20 protein-coding genes and 1 pseudogene are annotated in these 23,926 nt (G+C 57.4%); 7 read left to right on the top strand and 14 right to left on the bottom strand.

What is annotated here, in order from left to right; genetic code table 11:
• Positions 1–180: 180 nt before the first annotated feature.
• Complete coding sequence (locus ACW17M_RS17035) at positions 181–1,425, top strand: diguanylate cyclase domain-containing protein (protein ID WP_457547830.1); 1,245 nt, start codon at positions 181–183, stop codon at positions 1,423–1,425.
• 55 nt (positions 1,426–1,480) lie between these two features.
• Positions 1,481–2,743 carry an S-methyl-5-thioribose kinase gene (mtnK, locus tag ACW17M_RS17030; protein ID WP_457547829.1) on the top strand — a complete coding sequence of 421 codons (1,263 nt, stop codon included), beginning with the start codon at positions 1,481–1,483 and terminating at the stop codon, positions 2,741–2,743.
• A 155-nt stretch (positions 2,744–2,898) separates the two neighbouring features.
• On the opposite strand, the gene ACW17M_RS17025 is transcribed toward mtnK, so the two are convergent.
• From ACW17M_RS17025 to mtnB, 3 genes are read right to left on the bottom strand one after another with little or no spacing between them, the layout of a single operon-like run.
• Positions 2,899–3,447 carry a 1,2-dihydroxy-3-keto-5-methylthiopentene dioxygenase gene (locus tag ACW17M_RS17025; protein ID WP_027956993.1) on the bottom strand — a complete coding sequence of 183 codons (549 nt, stop codon included), beginning with the start codon at positions 3,445–3,447 and terminating at the stop codon, positions 2,899–2,901.
• Positions 3,448–3,458: 11 nt separating this feature from the next.
• Entirely contained in the window at positions 3,459–4,145 is a 687-nt protein-coding gene (gene mtnC / locus ACW17M_RS17020; protein WP_009287474.1) for an acireductone synthase, read from the bottom strand.
• Entirely contained in the window at positions 4,146–4,733 is a 588-nt protein-coding gene (gene mtnB, locus ACW17M_RS17015) for a methylthioribulose 1-phosphate dehydratase (protein ID WP_022521880.1), read from the bottom strand.
• Between the two features lie 102 nt (positions 4,734–4,835).
• Here mtnB and mtnA point away from each other — a divergent pair, with 102 nt between their 5' ends.
• Positions 4,836–5,870, top strand: coding sequence for an S-methyl-5-thioribose-1-phosphate isomerase (gene mtnA / locus ACW17M_RS17010; protein WP_457547828.1), 1,035 nt, complete (start codon positions 4,836–4,838; stop codon positions 5,868–5,870).
• 16 nt (positions 5,871–5,886) lie between these two features.
• Here the strand turns inward: mtnA and ACW17M_RS17005 are convergent, their stop codons facing one another.
• From ACW17M_RS17005 to ACW17M_RS16960, 10 genes and pseudogenes are all read right to left on the bottom strand, one after another.
• Entirely contained in the window at positions 5,887–6,567 is a 681-nt protein-coding gene (locus tag ACW17M_RS17005) for an RES family NAD+ phosphorylase (RefSeq protein WP_041159320.1), read from the bottom strand.
• On the bottom strand, positions 6,564–6,965 hold the full coding sequence (locus ACW17M_RS17000; protein WP_141440620.1) for an MbcA/ParS/Xre antitoxin family protein: 402 nt from the start codon (positions 6,963–6,965) through the stop codon (positions 6,564–6,566). The genes ACW17M_RS17005 and ACW17M_RS17000 overlap by 4 nt, the downstream gene beginning before the upstream one ends.
• 95 nt (positions 6,966–7,060) lie before the next feature.
• Positions 7,061–8,899 carry a DNA helicase RecQ gene (gene recQ, locus ACW17M_RS16995; protein WP_457547827.1) on the bottom strand — a complete coding sequence of 613 codons (1,839 nt, stop codon included), beginning with the start codon at positions 8,897–8,899 and terminating at the stop codon, positions 7,061–7,063.
• Between the two features lie 62 nt (positions 8,900–8,961).
• Positions 8,962–9,148 (bottom strand): annotated as a pseudogene (locus tag ACW17M_RS16990) (carbohydrate ABC transporter permease); the annotation flags it as partial.
• Positions 9,149–9,200: 52 nt separating this feature from the next.
• The gene (locus tag ACW17M_RS16985) at positions 9,201–11,093 is read right to left on the bottom strand and encodes a calcium-binding protein (protein WP_457547826.1); all 1,893 of its coding nucleotides are present in this window, start codon (positions 11,091–11,093) and stop codon (positions 9,201–9,203) included.
• A 303-nt stretch (positions 11,094–11,396) separates the two neighbouring features.
• Positions 11,397–12,239: a carbohydrate ABC transporter permease gene (locus ACW17M_RS16980; protein ID WP_457547825.1), complete on the bottom strand. Its 843-nt coding sequence runs from the start codon at positions 12,237–12,239 to the stop codon at positions 11,397–11,399.
• A complete protein-coding gene (locus ACW17M_RS16975; RefSeq protein ID WP_138799370.1) occupies positions 12,236–13,120 on the bottom strand; it encodes a carbohydrate ABC transporter permease in 885 nt (294 codons plus the stop codon). The genes ACW17M_RS16980 and ACW17M_RS16975 overlap by 4 nt, the downstream gene beginning before the upstream one ends.
• 62 nt (positions 13,121–13,182) lie before the next feature.
• The gene (locus ACW17M_RS16970; RefSeq protein WP_457547824.1) at positions 13,183–14,463 is read right to left on the bottom strand and encodes an ABC transporter substrate-binding protein; all 1,281 of its coding nucleotides are present in this window, start codon (positions 14,461–14,463) and stop codon (positions 13,183–13,185) included.
• Positions 14,464–14,492: 29 nt separating this feature from the next.
• Positions 14,493–15,623 (bottom strand): ABC transporter ATP-binding protein, encoded by a 1,131-nt coding sequence (locus ACW17M_RS16965; protein WP_457547823.1) that lies wholly within the window; start codon positions 15,621–15,623, stop codon positions 14,493–14,495.
• A gap of 113 nt (positions 15,624–15,736) precedes the next feature.
• The gene (locus ACW17M_RS16960) at positions 15,737–17,155 is read right to left on the bottom strand and encodes a sigma-54 interaction domain-containing protein (protein WP_027956980.1); all 1,419 of its coding nucleotides are present in this window, start codon (positions 17,153–17,155) and stop codon (positions 15,737–15,739) included.
• A 222-nt stretch (positions 17,156–17,377) separates the two neighbouring features.
• Between ACW17M_RS16960 and speB the strand changes: the two genes are divergently transcribed.
• The 4 genes from speB (at position 17,378) to ACW17M_RS16940 (ending at position 22,953) form a co-directional block, all read left to right on the top strand.
• Complete coding sequence (speB, locus tag ACW17M_RS16955) at positions 17,378–18,328, top strand: agmatinase (RefSeq protein WP_457547822.1); 951 nt, start codon at positions 17,378–17,380, stop codon at positions 18,326–18,328.
• Positions 18,329–18,431: 103 nt separating this feature from the next.
• A complete protein-coding gene (locus ACW17M_RS16950; RefSeq protein WP_457547821.1) occupies positions 18,432–19,814 on the top strand; it encodes a YjiH family protein in 1,383 nt (460 codons plus the stop codon).
• Between the two features lie 10 nt (positions 19,815–19,824).
• A complete protein-coding gene (locus tag ACW17M_RS16945; protein ID WP_457547820.1) occupies positions 19,825–21,483 on the top strand; it encodes a 5-guanidino-2-oxopentanoate decarboxylase in 1,659 nt (552 codons plus the stop codon).
• 9 nt (positions 21,484–21,492) lie between these two features.
• Complete coding sequence (locus ACW17M_RS16940) at positions 21,493–22,953, top strand: aldehyde dehydrogenase family protein (RefSeq protein WP_457547819.1); 1,461 nt, start codon at positions 21,493–21,495, stop codon at positions 22,951–22,953.
• Positions 22,954–22,956: 3 nt separating this feature from the next.
• On the opposite strand, the gene ACW17M_RS16935 is transcribed toward ACW17M_RS16940, so the two are convergent.
• A complete protein-coding gene (locus tag ACW17M_RS16935; RefSeq protein ID WP_457547842.1) occupies positions 22,957–23,898 on the bottom strand; it encodes a hydroxymethylglutaryl-CoA lyase in 942 nt (313 codons plus the stop codon).
• Positions 23,899–23,926 lie beyond the last annotated feature (28 nt).

Raw genomic sequence — 23,926 nt, 5'->3', positions numbered from 1 at the left:
TTGAATGTTCAATTAATGAAAATTGGGATGAGTTTCGTTTAACATGTGTACCAATATTCATTTTAACTAAACGCTATTGTGGCACACTATCGTCGTACTCAAAGGTAGTATTAGGCTTCTGATGTTCATTGATGATACATGAAAGCCACAAGTAACCGGGTGAGGCATTGAGGGCGAGTAATGATCAATGACACGCTGCTGACAGCGGTGGAAGATGAGTTGCGTAGAGGGCCTTGGCGGTTACGTTTTGCTGATGAAGTGGAAGCAAGGTTTGAAGAAGATACTCAGCGCCAACGTAGCCGTAGCATGGTCATGGCAGGGTTGATATCGGCGATCATCTACTGCTTGTTTTTGATCAACGACCACAGCTTTCGACCGGATACTTTCACCACCGCGCTGGCGTTAAGGGTGGGTGTAATGCTGCCTTTTGGTATGCCAATTCTGTGGTGGGTTTACCGTGGCGTGTCTCCAGCCCAACGTGAAACGTTAATGGCGAGTACGGTGATCGTTGCTACGGTGATTTCATGTTTGATTTTGGTGGAATCCACCGTTCCTTACTCTTACCTGGATGTTTTCTCTTTCGGCCTTATTTTGCTGGTGGGTAATATTGTTTACTCACTGCGGTTTAACTATGCCTGCGTCTCATCTGCCATTTGTATATTTATAATACTGCTTTTTGTTCTATCTTATGACCCCATGCCGCCAGAGGCGAAGCGGCTAGCAATATTTACTATTATCGCTCAGACGCTGTTTACGTTAGTGGCCAACTATCGTTTCGAGCAGAGCGAGCGAACCTCCTACTTGCATGTATTGAAAGAAAAGCTCCGCGCTGGCTATTACTTAAAAGATAACCAGGAACTGTCGCGCATGTCGGTGACTGATCCTTTAACCAATCTTGCCAACCGGCGCCAGTTCGATACGGTTTTTCCTGTGCGCTGGCAGGAGGCTACCGATAAAGGCCTTTGTTTAGGGCTGATGGTGATCGATATCGATCATTTCAAAGCTTACAACGACTACTATGGGCATCCTCAGGGTGACGAGTGCTTGCGCCAAGTCGCTACTGCCATGCAGGCCAATAGCCGTGATGCCGATTTAGTGGTGCGTTTTGGCGGTGAAGAGTTTGTAGTGCTAATAGCCAATGCATCGCCTGAGGCGGCAAAACCGGCGGCCGAGCGCATTCGGTGCAACGTGGAGGCCTTGGAAATTCCTAATCACGGTGTCTCGGCGCAAAGCGTTGTTACCGTTAGCGTTGGCGTTGCAGTACTCTACCCGAAAGTTAGCCTTGCCCCAGCCGAACTATTATCCCAGGCAGATGAAGCGCTTTATGAAGCCAAGCGGCAAGGCCGCAACCGTGTATGGGTGGCTAGTGCGATTGATTCATCATCTGGCGATAATGCTATTGATGGCTTAAGCGCATCAGCCTAATCGCGGAGATTAACGGGCCCTAGCCAAACACGTAAACGTTTGTGAGGAGAGAACTGTGGAGATTGATCAACATTACCGCGCGCTAAGCGTTGACACTCTATCCCAGCGGCTTGGTGATGTTGAGGCGGTGGTTAGACGTGTGGGCGAAGAACCCGCGAGCTGGGACATTCGCGAGGTGGGTGACGGCAACCTCAACCTAGTGTTTATCGTCTCCGGTGACGCGGGCAGTGTAGTGGTTAAGCAGGCGCTTCCCTATGTACGTATGGTCGGCGAGAGTTGGCCGTTGCCGGTCTATCGTGCCCACTTTGAGTACTACGCCTTGGTGCGTCAGGCCAAGCGTGCACCGGGCATTGCCCCTGAAGTCTACTACTTCGACAAGCCCCAGGCGCTGTTTGTGATGGAGTATCTGCACCCCCACACTATCTTGCGCCGTAAGTTGATCAACGGTGAGCGAGTCGCTCGACTTGGCGAAACCATCGGCAAGTTTTGCGCCCGCACGGCGTTTCGTGGCTCAGAGCTTTCGCTGAGTAGCCCAGAGAAAAAGGCGGATGTGGGGCTGTTTTCCGGCAATGTGGCGATTCCTGCCATTACCGAATCACTGGTATTTACCGACCCTTATTACGGCGCTGAAATGAATCACCACACCCCGGAGCTTTCACCGGTGGTGGACGAATTGCGTCGTAACGCGCGTTTAAAGGCCAAAGTACAGCGGCTGTTGATGAAGTTCACTGCGAACACCGAAACCATGCTTCACGGTGATTTGCACTCCGGCTCGATTATGGCCACTGATACCGACGTGCGGGTCATTGATCCCGAGTTTTCCCAGTACGGGCCGATGGCTTTTGACCTGGGTATGGCGGTGGCCAACTTCCTGATGGCCTACTTCAGCCAGCCCGCTCACCGTCAAGAAGGTGAGCTTGATGAGTATCAGGCGTGGATCCTTGATGTGATCGAGGCGTGCTTTAGCCACTTTGATGCCGAGTTCCGCCACCTGTGGCAAACCGAGCGGACTGGCATTCTATTTCCCAAATCGCTGTTTGAAGAGCAGGGCAATAGCGCCGACGATGCTTGTGACGCGCTACTGGAAGAGATTCGCCTGGATGCGCTGGCCTACTGCGGCATCGAAATGCACCGCCGGGTTTTATCGCTGGCCCACAACGCCGATTTCGAAGAGATTGAAGACACCGCGCTGCGCGCCAAGCTTGAAGCGCGCAATGTGCTGATGGGCCAAACGCTGATTATGGAGCCGGAAGCCTATAGTGACCTTACCGCGCTGGTGGATTTAGCCAGGGCGTATAACCAGCAAGAGGTGCTGTAAGCGGTTTACAGGGGAGTTAGAACGAGCAGGCAGGGCCGGAACAAACCGTAGCGGGGGTCTTTCGCCATGGATGGCGAAAGTAGCGCCCAGGGATGGGTTTACAGCGCCCCCGCGTAGGTTTGTTCCGGCCCTGCCTAGGCTTACAGCAGAACTATTTAAAGCTGATCCAGGCGATCGAACTTCCCGGCGATATCGCTTTCGGTCCAGTGGGGTACCCAGCCTTCCACATTATCGAAGAAGCGCAGCGCAGTGAATTCTGGCGCAGGGCCCATATCGAACCAATGGGGCGTGTTGGTGGGTACGCTGATCAGGTCATTGCGGGTGCACAGCACCTGATACACCTTGTCATCGATGTGCAGACAAAATAGCCCTTGTCCTTTGACGAAGAAACGCACTTCATCTTCATGATGGCGGTGCTCGTTTAGGAACTTCTGCCGCATGGCGTCTTTGTCTGGGTGCGTGGGTACCATATGCAACACATCGACGGTTTGATAGCCGCCTATGGCTTTGACGCGGTCGATGTCGTCTTGATAAAGCGCCAAAATATCTTCCTGGGTGGCGTCGTCGGAAATTTCGCCCGGCGCTGCCCACCGCTCAAACAGCACGCCCACCTTGTTTAGCTCAGCGGTAATCTGCTCGCCGTCGGTGGTGTCGATCAGGGCATCGTTAGGGTTCTGATCAGCAAAAACTTTCAGTTGCGACATCGTCGGTTCTCCTAAAGCGCAATTTCATCAAAGCGAGTAACGCAAGCATGGGTGTTGCCCGCCTGTGTGCCTTCGCGCACCAACTGCAGGGTTTGCATGCCTGCCTGTTTGGCGGCGTCCAGTTCTTCGACCACGTCCGACAAGAACAGCACCGCTGCTGGCGGCAGGTCAAGCTCGGTGACAATGCGATGGTAAGCGGCAGCCTCACGTTTATGACCAATATGGGTATCAAAGTAGCCGCTAAAGAGCGGGGTTAGGTCGCCCGCATCGCTATAGCCAAACAGCAGCTTCTGCGCCTGCACCGAGCCGGACGAGTAGACGTACAGCGCCTTGCCCAAGTCTTTCCACTGGCGCAGTGCCGGTGCTACATCGCTATATAGATGGCCTTTAAAGTCGCCGCGCTGGTAGCCATCGGCCCACACCATACCTTGCAGTGCTTTCAGCGGAGTAACTTTTTGGTCAGTCTCGATCCAGTGCAGCAACTGCGCAATAACTGATTCCAGCGTGGCATCAGGGGCGCCCATTTCACTGCGCACGGCATCAATCTGCTCGGCAACTGCAGGTGTGTCTGCATTCGCAAGTAGAAAGTCGGGCAACTTGGCGTGGGCGTAGGGAAAAAGCACCTTATGGACGAAGTTAATGTCCGTGGTGGTGCCTTCAATATCGGTCACAATGGCGCGAACAGTTGAATTACTCATTTAAGACCACCGACTCTCTTCAAGAACACAGGCAAGTAAAAACTCAATCGCTTCCAGGTGGCGGCGGCAACTGGCAATGCTATCGCCCACGGCATAAATGCCATGCCCTGCGACCAAAAAGCCCCAGGGCATCGGCCAGCCGAGGCGCACATGCCTGGCCAGCTCCACCATATCCTGTTCGTTAGGTATGACCGGTAATCGAATAGTAGCTTCGTGGGTCACATTGCCTGTCAGCGCTTTTTGCATTTCAAAGCCGCTCAATTCGATCCCTTCCGGAAAGCGCCGCGACAGTACGGTGCTGGCTACCGTATGCACGTGCAGTACACAAGCAATCTTCGGTTCATAGCGATAAAGAGCTGCATGCAAGTCGCTTTCTGCGCTCGGCTTACCATCACCTGATAGCACCTTGCCATCCAGGTTGCAGAGCAAGAGGTCATCGGCCTGAATGCGGGTTTTATCGCGGCCAGAAGCGGTGACAAGATAGCCCGCCTCGGTACGGGCGGAAAAGTTACCGCCAGTGGCTGGCGTCCAGCCTTGCTGCGCCGCCCATGAAATGGCGGCCAGCAGTTCAGTTTGTAGCGTCATCATAGGATCTGCGTCGCCTCTTCTAGTGGCAGCCATTCTATATGATAAGCTTCGCGGCTGATAAGCCGTGTAGCTGTTCCGATCAAGTGCTCAAGGAGTCCATCGATGCCTCATCTTCAATATCTTCAATCACGCAGTTTGCGGATCTATGCCGACCACCTTGAGTATTTGGATCAAACCCAACTGCCCCAGGCGGAGCAGTGGGTGCGCTGTGACTCGCCAGAAGAGTGGCAGCATGCGGTGAAAAGCCTGGCGATTCGCGGGGCGCCGCTGATTGGTTTGAGCGCCGCCTTTGTACTGGCCCAATACGCCGCTCGCCATCCACAAAGTGATTGGCAGTTGGTAAGTGATCGCTTACGCGCCACGCGCCCCACTGCAGTCAACTTAATGTACTGCCTGGATGCCATGGAAGCCTGCTTTGAGCAAGGCGCCAACGCCCTGGCCGAACGTGCCGCTGGACTGTTTGCAGAAGACCGCGCGCTATGCCAACGCATGGCTGAACGGGGCGCTGACTTGCTGAAAACGGGTGACCGTGTGCTGACCCACTGCAATACTGGCGCGCTGGCGACCGCCGGGGTGGGCACGGCGATTGGTGCGCTGGCAGTGGCCAAGCAGCGCGGTGTAGAGCTGCATGTGTTTGTGGATGAAACCCGCCCGCTGCTGCAAGGTGGCCGCTTAACCGCCTGGGAGATGGCCGACCTGGGCATTCCCTACCAGTTAATTACCGATAGCATGGCTGCCAGCCTGATGTCAGCGGGCAAGGTAGATAAAGTGATGGTGGGCGCCGATCGTATCTGCGCCAACGGCGACTTCGCCAATAAAGTGGGTACTTACATGCTGGCGGTGATCGCTCACTACCACCAGGTGCCGTTCTATGTGGTGGCTCCCTACACCACGGTTGATCCCGCTTGTGCCACTGGTGCGGACATTCCTATTGAACAGCGCGACCCCGCCGAGATCCGCGGCGTCGCTGGCGCCTTTGGTGAGGTTACCTGGGCACCCGATAATGCACCGGTATGGAACCCCGCCTTTGACGTCACTCCCGCCAAGCTCGTGACGGCTTGGGTGTTGGATACCGGCGTATTTGATGCCGCCGCGATAGCACGCGGCGAACACTGCCTGGGGCGCGGCGAAAATTAGGAGCGAAAGTTAATCGCTAGCCCAATAGCGTTAGCTCATAGACATGGCGGATATGCTGACCATCCCAGTCATAGCCAAGATGCCGTCCTTGCCTTGTGGCGGAGAGCACGGGCGGCCGTAGCACAGCGGCACACTCGCCTTCAGGGTCTCGAACGCTAGGGTAAACGATGCCGTCCGTGTGTTCCTCCCAGGCTTTTCTCCCCAAGGTTTGCCCAGCTGCCCAGCTATCCGGTCTGAGAAGCGTTTGGGCCGCATCCTGTCGGCGTAAATCAATTAGTTGGCCCGTTAAATCTGACAGATAAACACGCTGCTGAAGCATCATGGGCGGTTCGTTTGACTCCCCCATAAAGCGCTCTGCGTGGTAAACGGTTTCGGCAATGGCGGTGGCTTCGGTGAGTGCGCAGTAGTAGGCGCCAAAGGTGCCATCGCTAAAACGCGAACCGGTCGCGGGGAAGTGGCAGAAGGCCGCCATGACGGGCGTCCAGCCGGGGCCGTAGCGACGGTCGTCATCACGAACCAAGTGAATAGCTCCCGTTTCCTCACGTAGCCTTGCGGAGGTTTCACCCTCCAGCTCATTGAGTAAGTCCCAGTCATCAGCGTTGCTGTTGACGCCTTCGAATAAATCAATGGGAGGGAAACGCGAGGGAATAACGCGGTAACTGGGCCGCCACGTAACGTTGCTCAACGGGAATGTCACGTATGCCCCCCACCACGCGCGGCATCCAAATGCTGGCGAACAACGTAGAGGTCGGAGACTTGTCCGTTTAACAGGCGCTCCATTGGTGTGTGACCGGCAAAAAGAGGGTTACGGTTGGCTCGCTGCAACCAACTGTTAGCCGCTTCTTTGTTGGGCAACAGTATATGCAGCGCTTTGTAGATGCCGAGGATCAACGACATTCGCTCCAGATGATTGGCATCCAGGCGGGCATTCTCTGGTGCCTGCTTCCAACGCCGATAGGTGGAATCAGGCACCCCGAGCAGAAGAGCAGCTTCACTCTCTTTCAAACCCCATGCGTGTGAAATGTTGGGGTAGGTGCGCATCGCAGCGACCCCCATTTCGCGGCGCTTGTCGGCGGTTTTGTGTTGAATAGCCATCTATCTTCCTCCTCACTTATGTATAGAATACGCCAAGTGAGCGATTTTTGAAAATATTGACCATTTGAGCTTTTTTTAATGCCCGGCGCGCTGGTTCAACTGCTTTGCTCGGCTTCCTGATGCGACAGAATGACATCCAAAAAGCCCTCGCCGTAATCCGCCAGCTTGCGCGCGCCGATGCCGGAGATTGCGCCTAATGCCTCCAGGCTTTGGGGGTTCTGCTCGACCAGTTCGGCCAGGGTGGCGTCGTGGAAGATCACATAGGCTGGCACACCCTGGGCTTCGGCCAGTGCCCGGCGGTGCTGACGCAGGGCTTCCCACAGCGGGCCGTGGCCCTGCGGGGCAGAGGCGCCTTTGCTTCCCCGTCGGGCGGTTTTGGCTTTGCTGGGTTTGTTGCTTGGCTTGCGCAGAGTGAGGCTCTGCTCGCCGCGCAGCACTGGCTTGGCATTGGCAGTGAGCTTAATGCCGCCGTGGCCCTCCATATCCACGCTCAAAAAGCCGCTGGCAATCATCTGGCGAAAGAGCGCCTTCCATTCGTTGGCGGAGAGGTCTTTGCCTATGCCGTAGGTGCTGAGTCTGTCGTGACCAAAGCGGGTGATGCGCTCGTTGCTTTTACCTAGCAGCACATCCACAAGGTAGGTCACGCCGAAGCGCTGCTCAGTGCGGTAGACACAGGAGAGCGCCTTTTGCGCCGCCACGGTGGCCTCCCAGGTCTCGGGTGGGGTCAGGCAGTTGTCGCAGTTGCCGCAGGGGGCGTCCAGATGATCGCCAAAATAGTGCAACAGCGCCTGGCGGCGGCAGCTGATGATTTCACACAGCCCGAGCATGGCGTCGAGCTTCTGTTGTTCGATGCGCTTTTGATGGTCGGCGGCGCTGGAGTTCTGCTGCATCTGGCGCAGCGTGATCACATCCTGAAGTCCATAGGCCATCCAGGCATCGGCGGGCAGGCCGTCACGCCCGGCGCGGCCGGTCTCTTGGTAGTAGGCTTCGATACTCTTGGGCAGGTTGAGGTGGGCCACAAAGCGCACGTCGGGCTTGTCGATGCCCATGCCAAAGGCGATGGTGGCCACTACCACGACACCATCTTCACGCAGAAAGCGGGTCTGATGCTGCTGGCGCTGCTCGGGGGGAAGCCCCGCGTGGTAGGGCAGTGCCGTCAGCCCCTGGCGTTCCAGCCAGGCGGCGGTCTCCTCCACCTTGCGCCGGGAAAGGCAGTAGACGATACCCGCCTCGCCGTCGTGGTGTTCGCGAATAAAGCGCAGCAGCTGTTCCTTGGCGTTGCCCTGATTTTCGGCGATATGGTAGCGAATGTTGGGCCGGTCAAAGCCGCTGTTGTAAAGCGCCGCCGCCTGGAGCTGCAGATGCTCCATGATATCGCCCCGGGTGGGCACATCGGCAGTGGCGGTCAGGGCGATGCGCGGCACCTGGGGGAAACGCTGGTGTAGCTGGGAAAGCTGGCGATACTCAGGACGAAAATCGTGGCCCCACTGGGAGACGCAGTGGGCTTCATCAATGGCGAACAGCGCAATCCGGGTCTGCTCCAGCAGCATCTGCATACGTGGCGTGGCCAGCCGCTCGGGCGCGACGTACAAAAGATCCAGCTCCCCGGCCCGTAGGCGATTCTCTACCTCGACCGCCTCATGGTAATCGAGGCTGGAGTTCAGGTAAGCCGCCCTGACCCCGTTCTGCTTAAGCGCCGCCACCTGATCCTGCATCAGCGCGATCAGCGGCGAGACCACAATCGCGGTGCCTTCGCGCAGCAGTGCAGGGATCTGATAGCACAGCGACTTGCCTCCGCCGGTAGGCATCAGCACCAGCGCATCGCCACCGGCCATTACATGCTCGATGATGGCCTGCTGTGGGCCGCGAAAGCTGTCGTAGCCAAATACCTCCTGCAGCACCTTCAGGGCTGTTGGGTGGGCGTCGCCGTGCATCAATGCTCTCCTTATCTCGTGCTTGAGGAAGAATTGTCGCACGAAAACTCAAGGGATTTTGCCTAGCGAATCCCAGCGCGTAGATAACGACTGCACAAACTGGCGCTGGAAGAGCAAAATCTCTACCGAGTTGGTGACCTATAATGGCCGGATAAGGTTGTTCCAGTGGTGGCTGATCGAGACCAGCCCGTAAGCAAGGTAGGTGGGCTTGGCAAGCGGTACATACACCTTCCACAAAATTTCCAGCCAGTACGAGAGGGAATCGCGCTCGCCAGCAGGCGAGCGCGCGGATAGCCAAGACTCAGGCCAGGAACTGGCTGCTCTCGACCAGTTCGGCGATGCCGATGCTCTCCACCGTGACATAGAGGCCGTCCCGGGCGATGACCACGTCATTGTCCATCTGATTGGCGCTGCCGAGCAGATCTTCCTGATCCGCGAACAACTCACCCATGAACACCAACCAGTCCTGATCCCCCGCATGCTGGTTGAAGTCCTTGATCACGGCACTGCCTTGATACCCCTCGTCGAACATGAACAGGTCGTCGCCCACTCCTCCATAGAGTACATCGTTGCCGCCACGCACAATCAAGGTATCGTCGCCCTCACCACCATAGAGTTGATCATCGCCCAGGCCGCCTACCAGCGTATCATCTCCCTCGCCGCCATGTAGCAAACTACCGCTCTCCAGCGCCGTTAGGGTGTCGTTTCCTACACCGCCGAAGGCCACTTTTCCAGTGAGTTCGTCGTCGCCAGCGCTGCCTTCTACATGCTCGCCATACTCCAGGTCTTGGCTGAATAGGCCGAATGGGTCGAAGCGTTCGTCCTCGAGTCCGCGCTCGCCGACACTGTAGCGCTGCTGGGTCAATGAAATGTCGAGTAGCGACAGGCCCTCGAACTCCACGTAACTGACATTGTCCACTTGCTTCAATCCAAGATCCTGCTTGGAATTGAGGAACAGCGTGCCGTCCGAGAGTTGATAGGCATCCCAATCCGCCCCATCGCCTTTGAGGCGCAGAGTGTTGATCCCTGAGCCGCCATCGACGCGATCGGCACCGCTGGATAGCCGAATCAAGTCATCTCCCCCACCAGTGTAGATGTAGTCGCTATTCTCACCGCTGCGAACCTTGTCAGCATGTTCGGTGCCAATTAGAAACGCGGGTTGGCCGAAATGGTTCGAGCTCGAGGTCGGCTTGTCCTCTACCCAGACTGTCGAGCGTGATAGCGCCGAGAGACTGGAAACAACCACCACGCTGTCACGGTCGGTGTATTCATAGAAGGGCGAATCAGTGATACGCTGGATGGCATCCGTGAATATGCCATCGATATGGGCATACCAGCTCACCGGAACGTTCAGCAGCGAGAAAGCCGGTAAGGGCCACAATGGTGAACCATACATATCGTTGAATAGTACGATATTGTCCCCGCTCGACTCGTAAGAGGTGTTGGGGTGGGACAGCAGTGGCCCTTCTTGTTCCTGCAGCGCCTCAAGGAAGGTATCTGCGTCTCCTGCCACACGATGCACTGCATCATTCTCGTAGCCGAAGTTGTACACCACTTCCGGATCGTCATAGATCAGTGGCGACTCGTGACCGATATAGTTGGCCTCAGTGAAGAAACCGTCGGCCAACTCCTCGCGAAAGCGCGCCATAATGTTCACCATCCCGCCACCCAGGCTGTAGCCGGTGACCAGTACGTCCTCAGCCTCCAGGCCGTTGGCCTGACTGTAGTTCTTGAGCGCAACGAGCAGCGGCTCAAGGTTGGGTGCGATGGTGCCAGCATTGAGTTGCAGGTAGTCGACAATATCCACTGGCGAGTTGGTGCCGGTGAAGGTCAGCGATACCCGGGTCAGTTGTCCCTGTTCATCGAACTCACCCAGCAGCTTGGCTTGGGGGCCAGTCGGCAGGGTGCCGGTAATCGGGCTCTCGATGATGTAGTGGCCGGCCCCATCGAGGGCGCTCGCGGGTAGGCCAAGCTCGGTCGGCGTCAGTTCCCGCCATCCCCCGGGCAGTCCGGTATCTATCTCATTGGGGTAGGCACCATCGGGGAACAGGTCTGTGAATCCCTGTACTATTTCCCGAGTCTGCGGAATGCCAAGGGCGCCCGACAGGCTGGCGTAGGTGGCGAGCTTGTGGGATGTCAGCAGCAATTCGATGGATGCTTCACTGGTATAGTTTTTGTAGTCGAGCATTGCCATTAAGATACCTCCGTATCTCGTGCTATATGGTTGTTATTGTTGATCCATGATGCTGAAGTCACTGCATCTACGGGTGTGCCAAGGGCAACTCGAGGTATGAAATGACTGATTAAAACACTCGTATCATTCGAGTGTTTTAATAGCACAAGATATCCCCGCAGGAGGCAATGCGACATTAGTGGCGAGACCTTAGTCGAGTGAGACAGGCCGCCTTACTGGGTAAGTTGTGGAGGGGTGGTAAAACAGGGAGTGCAAGGCGCCCCCATCCTTCGTTGTTGGCTTGCCGTCTTGAATAAAGCGGGTTTACCTAATCCCCGCCCGTAAGAACGACTGCACAAACTGGCGCTGGAACAGCAGGAAGGCGATCAGCAGCGGGGCGATACTGAGCAGTGTTGCGGCGCTGACGGTGGCCCAGTTAACGCCGGTTTCGGGCGAGGAAAAGACCCCCAGCCCTACGGTTAATGGGCGGCTCTCTACCGAGTTGGTAACCACCAGTGGCCAGATAAAGTTGTTCCAGTGGTGGCTAATCGAGACCAGCCCGTAAGCAAGGTAGGTGGGCTTGGCGAGCGGTACGTACACCTTCCACAAAATGTCCAGCCAGTTGCAGCCTTCGATGCGTGCGGCGTCTTCCAACTCTCGGGGGATAGTTTTAAAGGTTTGGCGGAGCAGAAAAATACCCAAGGCGCTGGCCACGTAAGGTAAGCCAATCCCGGTGATGGTGTTGATCAGCCCCAGCTCACTGGCGATGCGGTAGTTCTCGACAATCAGCACTTCGGGGAACACAAAGAGCTGAATCAGCACCAGCATAAACAGAACGTTTTTGCCTGGAATCGGGAAGCGTGCAAAGGCAAACGCTGCCAAGGTACAGACCACAAACTGACCGATCACCACCCCTGTTACCAGCGCAAAGGTGTTCAAGTAGTAGCGGGCAAAGGGCGCTTGAGACCAGGCGTTAGTGAAGTTCTCCAGCGTCAGCGGGGCGAAGAACTCAAAGTTCACCATAAACTCGCTGGGGTGAAAGGCAGCCCAAAAGGCATACAGCAGCGGAAAAATCCAAATAATCGCCAGTAGCCACGCGGCCACTGTTTCCAGTGCTGGAATTGAGACGAAACGGGAGTGGGGCGCATAGGTAGTGGTCGTATTCATTGATAGTGCGTCCTGCGATCTAAAATCGTGAACTTAAGCGTGGCCACTACCGCGAGCACCAGCAGAATAACCACCGTAATGGTGGCTGCCGTGGTGCGGTCAAAGAACGAGAACGCATTTTCGTAAACGTAGTAGAGCAGCAGGTTGGTGGCGTTGTTGGGCCCGCCCTTGGTCAAGATAAATAGGTGATCCACGACCCGCACCGAGTTAATCAGCGCATTGATGAGCACAAACAGCGTGGTGGGCATGAGTAGCGGAAAGGTGACGCGCCAAAAGAAGCTCCAGCGGCTAGTGCCTTCTAAGTCAGCCGCCTCTTTTAACTCGGGTGGCATGCTCTGTAGCGCCGCCAAGTAGAAGATCATAAAAAAACCGGCTTCTTTCCACACCGACATCACGATCACCGAGCTTAACGCAACGCTTGGATCGCCCAGCCAGTTCACCCCGGAAAAGCCCAACATGCCGAGCAGTTTATTGAATAGGCCAATCTGCGGCGCGTAGAAAAACATCCAGATATTGGCCGCGGCGATCATGGGTAGAATCGTCGGCGTAAAGTAAGCCATGCGCACAAAGCCCCGCCCGCGAAGCTTGCCATTGACGAACAGCGCCATACCCAAGGCCAGCGCGATAGACGTAGGAATCGTACCGACGGCGTAGATTAAGTTGTTACGAGCTACTTTCCAAAACGTCGGGTCATCGAACAACACCTGATAATTTTCAAGGCCTACGAATTCAGTGGGTGCACCGCGAAAGCCGGGTAAAAACAGGCTGTTAATGACCGTTGTTACGGTCGGTAAATAAGCAAAAGTCGTCAGCAGTACCGCAGCGGGCAGCAGCAGAAGCGCGCCGTAGAGCTGCATTTTGCGGTGGTTGGTGAATGACATAGAGACGTACCGCACGTTGGAAAAGCCGGGGCATGCCCCGGCGAAGAGTAAAATTCTAACGATTAGCGGGCGTAGCGGCGCAACACGCTGTCGGCCTCTTGCTGCGCCTGACTAAGCGCTTCTTGCGGCGTCATTTGACCGGTCAGCGCCGCTTGCACGGCGTTATCTAAGGCGCGGCGAATACGGCCACCTTGATAGGTGGAAAGCTCCGCCGTGCCGTGTTCAAGCTGGTCGCGGGCGACCGCGGCGGGTGGGAACTCTTCCACATAGCCTTGCAGCGCGTCGGTCTCATAAGCGGCGGGGCTAACGCCCATATAGCCAGTCTCAATCGACCAGGCAGCGGCGCGCTCAGGAGCGGTCATCCAGCGAATGAAGGTCATCGCCGCGCGCTGTTCTTCTTCCGTCGCATCTTTAAAAATGTAGAAGTTGCCGCCGCCGGTGGGGCTACCACGCTGGGTTTTCATCGGCAGCATGGCGACGCCAAAATCAAAATTGGCTTCGCTGCGTACGGCGGTCAGGTTGCCCGTGGTGTGCCACATCATTGCCGTGGACTCTTCAAGGAAGTTCTGGCGCAGGGTGCCCCACTCGATGGTGCCGTCGGGCATGGCATTGTGCTCGCTGGCCAGTGATACCCAGTACTCCAGCGCTTCAACCGCTGCGGGGTCGTCGAAGTAGACCTCGGGGCCATCTTCGCTCATTAGCCGGTGGCCGTTCTGAAAGGCAAAGGCTTGGAACATCCAGTAGGGGTAGCCAGTCGACGGCACCATCACGCCCCACTGCTCGCCGTTGGAGGCTTCGCGAACGGTCGCGGCCATCTCGGCCATCTCTTCCCAGTTTTCCGGGGGTGTTTCGGGGTCTAGGCCAGCGGCTTCAAAGGCGTCTTTGTTCCAAAACAGTACGATGGTGGAGCGCTGGAAGGGGATGCCGTAGGTTTTGCCATCCAGTTGGCCATTTTCCATCAGCCCTGGATAGAAGCCATCGAGCCATTCGCGCTCTTCATCGGTTTCGACCAGGTCGTCAAAGGCGACGATGGCGTTCTGCTCAATCAGCTCGTACAGGTCGATGGAGAACATGACCGATAGTTGGGGCGTATCATCCGCTTCCATCGCCGACATGGCGCGCACGCGGGTGTCGTCGTAGTTGCCGGCGTAGATCGCTTCCACGTTGATATCGGGGTATTCGCTTTCAAACTCTTCCACCAGATTATCAACGACGTCGGTGAGTGCACCACCCACCGCGACCGGGTAATACATGGTCAGATCGACGCTATCCGCGTTTACCTGGGCGGCGCTTAACAAGCCCGCTGCCAGGGCGGTCATTGCAAAAGGGGTACGCAAACGCATAAGAGACTCCGCAAGTGTCAATACTGCTGTCAGTGTTGGAAAGAGCCCACCGCCGGTGGACGAGGAATGCTTCGAGATGAGCTGGGTAAGGGGGTCGGTGTCAGGTCGTCCCGCCGCAGGCCGTCGGCATCGAAAAGGTGTGTATTCTCTGAGGTCCAGTAGAGGCTGCATGGCTGGCCTGTCAGTGCCTGCTTACCGCTAAGCCGCACGCGTAGGGTGTGCGACCCCACCGCGACATAAGCAATGGTGTCCGCTCCCAGGTACTCTTCACTTAATACGTTAGCGGGCACGCCGGAACCGGGTGCGATTCGCAGCTCGATATCTTCCGGGCGGATGCCCAAGTGGCCACCAATGGCATTCAAGGGGGCTACGGGGGTACTTGGTTCGCCTTCGATAACGGCGCCATTCTCACCGGCCACTAGGGGCAGCAGGTTCATGGCGGGGCTGCCAATAAAGCTAGCGGCAAAAGCGCTAGCGGGGCGGTTGTAAAGCTCGTCCGGGGTGCCGTCCTGCACGATTTTGCCATGCTGCATCAGAATCACACGATCACCCATGCTCATGGCTTCCACCTGATCGTGAGTAACGTAAATCACCGTCATATTCAGGCGGCTTTGCAGCGCTTTGATTTCCCGGCGCATGTCGCTGCGCAACCGAGCGTCCAGGTTGGATAGCGGTTCATCCATCAGGCAGATCGGGTGTTCGGAAATAACCGAGCGCGCCAACGCAACCCGCTGGCGTTGGCCGCCGGAAAGCTGGGCAGGTTTGCGGTTCAGATAATCGGTTAAATCAACCAGTTCGGCCACTTTGGCTAGCCGCTCGCGCTGCTCGGCTTTGGGTACCTTGCGGCTGCGCAGGCCAAACACGATATTGTCAGCCACACTCAAATGCGGAAACAGCGCGTAGGACTGAAACACCATGCTCAGCCCACGGTCGCCGGGCGGCAGGCGTGTGACGTCGCGCTCGCCGATATGAATACGTCCGTTGCTGGCCTCTTCCAGGCCCGCGATCATGCGTAGCGTGGTGGATTTACCGCAGCCTGAAGGGCCGAGCAAAATGACAAATTGCCCAGGCGTGACGTCGAAGGAGATTTCATCGACGGCAGTGGTCGCGTCCCAACGTTTAGTGACGCGTTCCAGGCGAATACGCGATTGGTTTGACATAGCACACACATCACCGGCTGTTGGTTGTTATTGGTTCAGCTTGTGTTGAAGGTGTTGCCGTTTCATGACACTTACATGGATGGTTTATGACAGCCGCTGTGTCAAGCAGAAAATCACTTGGCGACTTTAATGCCATAGCGCTGCAACCGACGCACCACGCTGGATTGACTAATGCCCAGCCGCTTGGCAATGGCATAGGTGCTGGGGAGCGTGTTGCACAGCTCTTCAAGCGTTTCACGCTCCAGCCGCGCTAGGTACTGCTTGAGGGTTTCCTGGGGCTCGAGTGCTACTGCCGACGCTGCTGGCGAGGCGCTCGGCAAACTGGCTGGGTGCTGCTCGGCGTGAGGAAGCGCAGTAGGTACTTCGATTTGATCGGTGGGGCTGGAAAGCCAGGCTCTCTCTAGCCAGTTCTCCAGCTCGCGGACGTTACCCGGCCATTCGCCGCCCATCAGGGTCGACCAAACGCGGGTATCAAGGATTTTTTGCCGCCCATAGCGCTGGTTGAGCCGGTTTAAACACGCTTCAACCAGGTCGGGGATATCCTCCCGGCGGTCACGCAGCGGCGGCAGGGTGACCGGGATCACATTGAGGCGGTAGTAAAGATCCAGACGGAAAAGTCCGGCCTCTACTTGCTTGCCCAAATCCTGGTTGGTCGCCACGACCAAGCGAAAATTGACCTTGCGTGATCGGGTGTCACCCAGCCGGGTCAAGCTGCCGTCCTGAATCACCTTGAGCAGTTTGGTTTGCATCAACAGCGGCAGCTCGCCGATTTCATCCAAAAATAGCGTCCCACCCTCGGCCTGCTCTAACAGCCCGGCTTTGCCCTGGCGAGCGGCACCGCTGAAAGCGCCGGGCTGGTAGCCAAACATCTCGGATTCAAACAGATTCTCTGGAATCGCCGCACAGTTAACGTCAATAAAGGGGCCGTCACAGCGCTGGCTCCAGCGGTGTAGCTGCTTGGCAAAGGCGGTTTTACCCACACCTGATTCACCCAGCATCAGCACATTGGCATCCGAAGGGGCGACCCGCTTAAGCAGTAGCGCAATTTCACGCATCACGCTGCTACGTACCTGCAAATTGTCCAGGGCGTCATCCAACGCCTGCTCTTCCGCGTCTGGCGCTGCCTGACTGCGCTTTAGGTGTTCGCTAAAGCGTTTTTGTAGTAGGGCATATTCGTCCTGCAGTAACTGCAAGTCAGTTAAATCCCGCGAGCGGCTGATAATACGTTCCAGCTTGCCGTCGACGAACACCGGGTAGGCTTCAGCAATCACCCGGCGGCCCGTGCCGGTGACCTGCATAAGCTGTGCGGGCCGGCGGGTGCGCATCACTTCCATGGTGATGGAGGGCTTGAGAACCCCGGCCGCTTGTAGTTGCTGCACACTGCTGGAAAGCAGCTCTTCCCGTGAAACGCCGTAAACCGCTTCGGCTCCCGGGCTAATATCGACTATTTGTCCATCACCACTGACGATAAAGAAGTGGTCGTTTGCGGTCTCCACAATGGTTTGCAGCACGCGTTTATCTATTTCACTCATCGCAGCTGACTCCTCCGACTGATTCATTTATGAATCTTTGATTCAAGAATGAATTGAAAAGGCATTTGTTTGATTCATTTTTGCATCGTTTGGCCACTAATCCCACCACTTTATAGGCATCTTCGACTTGGCATGGTCTGTGCAGTGTCTTTAGAAGATTAGTGAAAAGAGCTAGGCCAATACCTACACCGTGCTCACCGCCAAAAATATAAGGAGATGTGTATGTCGGAGTTTAATCAGCCCCTGAGCGGAAACACCATGCCGCGCTTTGCAGGCCCTGCCACCATGATGCGCCTGCCTACCCAAGAGACAGCCGAGGGATTAGACGCTGCGTTCATTGGCATTCCCATGGATATCGGCACTTCAAACCGCCCCGGCACGCGGCTTGGGCCGCGCCAGATTCGCGACGAGTCGCGCATGCTGCGCCCCTACAATATGGCGACCCGCGCCGCGCCCTTTGAAAGCTTGCAAGTAGCCGATATCGGCGACGTACCCATCAATACGTTCCACCTGCCAAAAAGCGTCGACATCATCACCGCCTTCTATGACGACGTGCTCAAGCACGATTGCATTCCGCTGACCCTGGGTGGGGAGCACACCCTGACGTTGCCAATTCTTCGCGCCATGGCCAAAAAGCACGGCCCGGTGGGGTTGATCCATATCGATGCTCATGCCGATGTAAACGAGCACATGTTCGGTGAGCCAATTGCCCACGGCACGCCGTTTCGTCGCGCCCAGGAGGAGGGCTTATTGGCCCATGGCAAGGTAGTGCAAATCGGACTGCGCGGTACCGGCTATGCCGCTGAAGATTTTGACTGGTGTCGCGACCAGGGCTTTCGTGTCGTGCCCGCCGAAGAGTGCTGGTATCGCTCGCTAGCGCCCTTGATGGCCGAGGTGCGTGAGCAGATGGGTGATATCCCGGTTTACATCAGTTTCGACATTGACGGCTTGGATCCTTCTGTTGCCCCCGGCACCGGCACGGTGGAGATGGGTGGACTGACCTCTAGCCAAGGATTGGAGCTGGTTCGCGGTGCCGCTGGGCTGAATATTGTCGGCGGCGACCTGGTGGAAGTGTCACCACCTTATGACCCCAGCGGCAACACCGCGCTGATGGGCGCCACGCTGCTGTATGAAATGCTCTGCGTACTGCCGGGCGTTAAACACAGCGAGTGACGCCGACCAAATAGCTAACAAAGAAATAGCGACTAAATAAAAAAGTACTGACCTAGCTACGCCGCCAGCCACCTCCAATAATCACTTCCAATGGGTGAACCCTATGTCGTATAGCAACGTTAAATCGGAACAGCCGACCTCGTCGGCACCGATACCCCGCGCGCACTTACTGAAATTTATCATTCCCTCGCTAATTGGGGTGCTGCTGTTTCTCGTCCCTTTTCAAGTGGGCGATACCATTAACATTGGCATGGGCCTAATGGCCGATGGCTTGCAAACTTTGCTAGGTTCGGCGCTGCCGGCCATTGCGACGGTTGTGCTGTGTCTATCGGTAGTGGCGACGCTTTACGCCAAGGTAGCGCATCCTAGCTGGGCCGAGAAAGGCGTGTTGCACGAGATGTTTCATGTCGGATCGGTGTGGTTTGCGATGCGCATTCTCGGCGCGATCTTTGCCTTGATGACCTACTTCCAGTTTGGGCCTGAGTTCGTGACCGCTTCCTTTACCGGTGGCGTGATGCTCAATGACCTGGCGCCGGTACTGCTCACCTTCTTTTTCTTTGCCGCGCTGCTGCTGCCGTTTCTGGTCGAGTTTGGCTTTATGGAGTTCATCGGCAGTATGGTACGTAAGCCGTTTCGGGTGATTTTTAATTTGCCGGGACGCAGCGCGATCGATGCCACCGCCTCATGGATGGGATCGGGCACCGTCGGTGTGCTGATCACCACTCAGCAGTACGAGCAGGGCTTCTATAACCGCCGCGAAGCCTCGGTCATTGCCACCAACTTCTCCGTGGTGTCGATTGCGTTTGCGCTGCTCGTCACCAGCTTTGTCGATATCAACCACCTGTTTGTGCAGTTCTACTTTACGGTAGTGGTTTCCGGGTTGATCGCTGCGGCGATTGTGCCGCGCCTGCCGCCGCTGTCGCGCAAATCCAATGACTACTACGAGCCCGTGGGCTGCCAACTGAATGAGGAGCGCACTGAAAAAGTGGGTCTGTTCCGTTACAGCCTGATTCAGGCCACCAATCGCGCCGCCGGTGCTCCCGGTCCCCGTGAACTGGCACGTTTGGCGCTCCTCAACGTGATGGATATTTTCCTCGGCTTACTTCCTCTGGTGTTTGCTATTGGCACGGTGGCGCTGATTCTGGCGGAATTTACCCCGCTGTTTACCTGGCTTTCCTACCCCATGGTGCCGGTGCTAGAGCTGCTGCGGATTCCCGAGGCAGAAGCGGCGGCGCCCGCCACCCTGGTGGGCTTTGCCGATATGTTCCTGCCCGCGGTGCTGGCGACCAATATCGAAAGCGAGCTTACCCGCTTTGTGATTGCCTGCCTGTCGCTCACCCAACTGATCTACATGTCGGAAATCGGCGCGCTGCTGCTCAAGTCAAAAATTCCCATCAAGCTCTGGGAACTGGTTGCCATCTTCCTGCTGCGTACCGCCATTACGCTGCCAATCATTGCCTTCATGGCCCACACGTTCTTCTTTTAAGGGGCCTGCAATGAACGCTGATGCAACGAATACTGATGCAACGAACAATCAAGCAACCATGACCTGTGCCGAGCTACTGATTCGTCTGCTGCGCGATACTTACGGCGTGCGGGCCTTGTTCGGCATCCCGGGCGTGCATACGGTGGAGCTTTACCGCGGCCTGGAAGGCAGCGATGTGAGGCACGTTACGCCACGCCATGAGCAGGGCGCCGGGTTTATGGCCGACGGCTATGCCCGCGCCAGCGGCCAGCCGGGAGTGTGCCTGATTATCACCGGGCCGGGGATGACCAATATAGCGACCGCCATGGGCCAGGCCCTGGCGGACTCGATCCCTATGCTGGTGATCTCCAGCGTTAACCGTCGCGATACGCTGGGAATGGGCCAAGGGCGGCTGCATGAGCTGCCCAGCCAGCAGCAGATGATCAGCGGCGTGGCGCGATTCAGCCATACGCTGTTGGACGCCAATACGCTACCCGAGGTGCTGGCCCGCGCCTTTGCCGTATTCAACGGTGCGCGGCCGGGCCCGGTGCATATCGAAATCCCCATCGATCTGTTCAATGCTCCGGTGAACGTGCCGGTGAGTTGGCAGGCGCCTAGGCTTTACCGCGCCGCGCCTGATCCAGAAGGGCTTGCCGAAGCCGCTCGCTTGTTACACGCGGCGAAACAGCCCCTGGTGCTATTAGGCGGTGGCTGCGTTTCAGCCCCAGAAGCAGCGCGAGCATTCGTCGACAAGCTAGATGCTCCCACGGTGACCACTATCAACGCCAAAGGCCTGCTGGGCCGTGACCACCCGCTGGATTTAGGTGCCAATGCCGCGTTGCCCGCTGTGCGCGAGCTGGCGGCCAATGCCGATGTGATTCTGGCGGTGGGCACCGAGCTTGGCGAGACCGACTACGATGTGGTGTTTGATGGCGGCTTTCATCTCAACGGCACGCTGATTCGTATTGACCTCGACCCAGAGCAGTTGGTGCGCAATCAGCGCGTAACGCTGGGGCTAGTCGGCGATGCCGGGCGTAGCCTTGAACTTCTTCTTGGCTACTTCCCCGAGCCGCTATACCGCCACGGCAAGGCGCGAACCGCGGCCGTATTGAGCGCGCTGAGCCTTCACAACGACCCGGCCTTTAGCGACTTTGTGCCGCTGTATGCAACGCTTGCCGAGCATCTGCCCGAGGCCATTCTGGTGGGCGATTCCACCGCGCCGGTGTATGCCGGTAACCACCTGGTCAGCCAGCCGGCCCCTAGGCGCTACTTCAATGCCTCTACCGGCTACGGCACCTTGGGCTATGGGCTACCGGCGGCGCTGGGCGCACAGCTTGCGCGAGCGGATCTGCCGGTGGTGGCACTGGTGGGTGATGGCGGGGTGATGTTTACACTCTCGGAAATGGCAACGGCCGTAGAGGAGCGCCTGCCCGTGGTGATTGTGCTCTGGCATAACGCTGGTTACGAAGAGATTCGTCGCTATATGGATGCCAACGGTGTGGCGCGCCTGGGCGTGGATATTCAGGCGCCCAATTTCCTCACCCTGGCCGAGGGCTTTGGTTGTCCCGGCGTACTGGTAGAAAGCCCCGCGGAACTTGCCAAGGCGCTCGCCAACCGGGAAACCAGCGGGCCTCTATTGATCGAAATTGACGCTGCTGCCTGGCAGCGTGCGTGCGCATTTTCTGACTAGGATATTTCCATGCAGTCACTCAGCCAGCAACTTATCAATCAACAATTCATCGACAACCAGTGGGTGCCCTCGGCGGGCACCCGACTGCTCGACGTGATGAATCCTTACCGCGAAGAGCGGATTGCCCAGGTTACGGCAGGTGACGCCGCGGATGTCGACGCCGCCGTCAAAGCCGCAAAGCAGGCGCAGCCCGCCTGGCAGGCGCTGGGCGGCAGCGCGCGGGCAAAATACCTTGAGGGGTTTGCCGATGCACTGGAAGCCCGTCGGGAAGCGCTCATGGCGCTTTCGGCCACCAACAACGGCAAGCCGCTGGCGGAAGCAGGGATCGACCTGGACGACGCGATTGCCTGCTACCGCTACTACGCCGGGCAGACCAGGGCGCTCGATGCCCGCCAGGGCGAATTGGTCAGTGTGGAAATGGAGGGCGTTGAAGCGCGTACCTATCACGACCCTGTGGGTGTCGTGGGGCTGATCGCGCCGTGGAATTTCCCGCTGGTGACCAGTGCCTGGAAGCTGGCGCCCGCCTTGGCGGCCGGTTGTACCGCGGTGCTCAAACCGTCGGAAGTCACGCCGCTCCCCGAGCTGGTGCTGGCAGAAATAGCCCTGGAGATTGGCCTGCCTGCTGGGGTGCTGAACCTACTCAACGGCGACGGTGAGAGCATCGGTGCACCGCTGACCCACCATGCCGATGTGGATAAAATTTCCTTTACCGGCAGTAACCGCGTCGGTGAAGCGGTGATGCAGGCCGCTGCCGCTCGCACCGCCAGCGTCTCTCTGGAATTGGGTGGAAAGTCACCGATTCTGGTAATGGAAGATGCCGACCCCGAACAGGCTGCCGACTGGGTAATGGCGGGCATCTACTTCAATGCCGGCCAGATCTGTTCGGCGACCTCACGTTTATTGGTGCATGAAAATGTGGCCGATGCGCTCTACGCCGCCCTTGCCGAGCGTATGGATGCGCTGACGCTGGGCGACCCGCTTGCCGAAGGTACGGATTTAGGGCCGTTGACCAGCGCCAAGCAGCGCGACGCCGTGCAGCGCTATCTGGATCTGGCCGATCAGGAAGGGCTAACGGTCGTACGCGATGCGCAACACCGCACGTTGCCCGTTCAAGGCTACTTCCTGGCCCCCACGCTTTATCGCGATGTACCGGTGGAAAGCCGCTTGTGGAAGGAAGAGATTTTTGGCCCGGTGCTGTGCGGACACAGCGTGGCAAGCGAAGCCGAAGCGGTTCAGCTTGCCAACGACAGCGCCTTTGGTCTGGCAGCCACGGTGATTAGCGGCGACCCCGAGCGGGCAAAGCGCATTGGGCGGCAGCTTAAAGCCGGTAGCATCTGGTACAACAGCGAGCAACTGGTGCTACCCGAAACCGCTTGGGGCGGGTTCAAGCGCAGCGGCATTGGCCGCGAATTGGGCCCATGGGGGCTAAGTGCCTACCTTGAAGTGAAGCATGTGATTGGGCCAGCCTAACGTCTAGGTCTGAGCTGTAGGCATCGCATAACGCCGGGTCGATTTTCCGGCTTTTACCACCTGCCCCGGCACGTCATGGCCGATAAGGTCGGGAAGGGTGGCGGCGACCTCAAGCAGTGTATCCAGATCGACACCGGTATCGACGCCCATGGCCTCAAACATATGCACCAAATCTTCGGTGCATACATTGCCGCTGGCGCCGGGGGCGAAGGGGCAGCCGCCCAGCCCGCCTAGTGATGAGTCAAAACGGCTAATGCCCGCCTGCCATGCCGCTAGCGCGTTGGCCAGCCCCATGCCGCGGGTGTTGTGAAAGTGCAGCGTGAACGGTGTTTCTGGCCAGCGCTTAAGCACTGCTTCACACAGGCGTTTGACCTGCGAAGGGTTGGCCATGCCGGTGGTATCGCAGAGCGTGACGCCCTGAATGCCAAGGTCGATAAGTTTCTCAACCAGTTCCAGCACCCGCGCTTCGGGGATGTCGCCTTCAAAGGGGCAACCAAAGGCGGTGGAGAGCGACGCGTTGATAAACACACTGCTGTCTTTACTGACTTCTAAAATCGCCTCGAACTGCTCAAGGGACTGTTTCGGCGTCATGCGCAGGTTGGCCAGCCCGTGGCTGTTGCTGGCGGACATCACCAGATTGATTTCATCCACCTGGCAGGCAAGTGCCCGCTCGGTGCCCTTTACATTAGGCACCAGTACGGTGATATCGACCCCTTCCCGACGCTGAATGCTGGTGACTACATCTGCGGCATCGTGCAGGTTGGGAATCGCTTTGGGTGAAGTGAACGAGGTTGCTTCGATGCGTCGTAGGCCGGTGGTGGAGAGCGCATCGATCCAGCGGATTTTCCCTTCGGTGGGCACAAAGCGTGCCTCAATCTGCAGGCCATCACGGGGGGCGACTTCGTTGATTTCGATTTTTGCAGGGCAGGGCGATGGCTGGCTCATTGGCTTATGCATAGTGCTGTCCTTAAGT

Source organism: Vreelandella sp. 2A-K22 (assembly GCF_054065485.1).
Note: the sequence above shows the minus strand (reverse complement) of the source record. Positions and strands in the feature narration are given on the sequence as shown.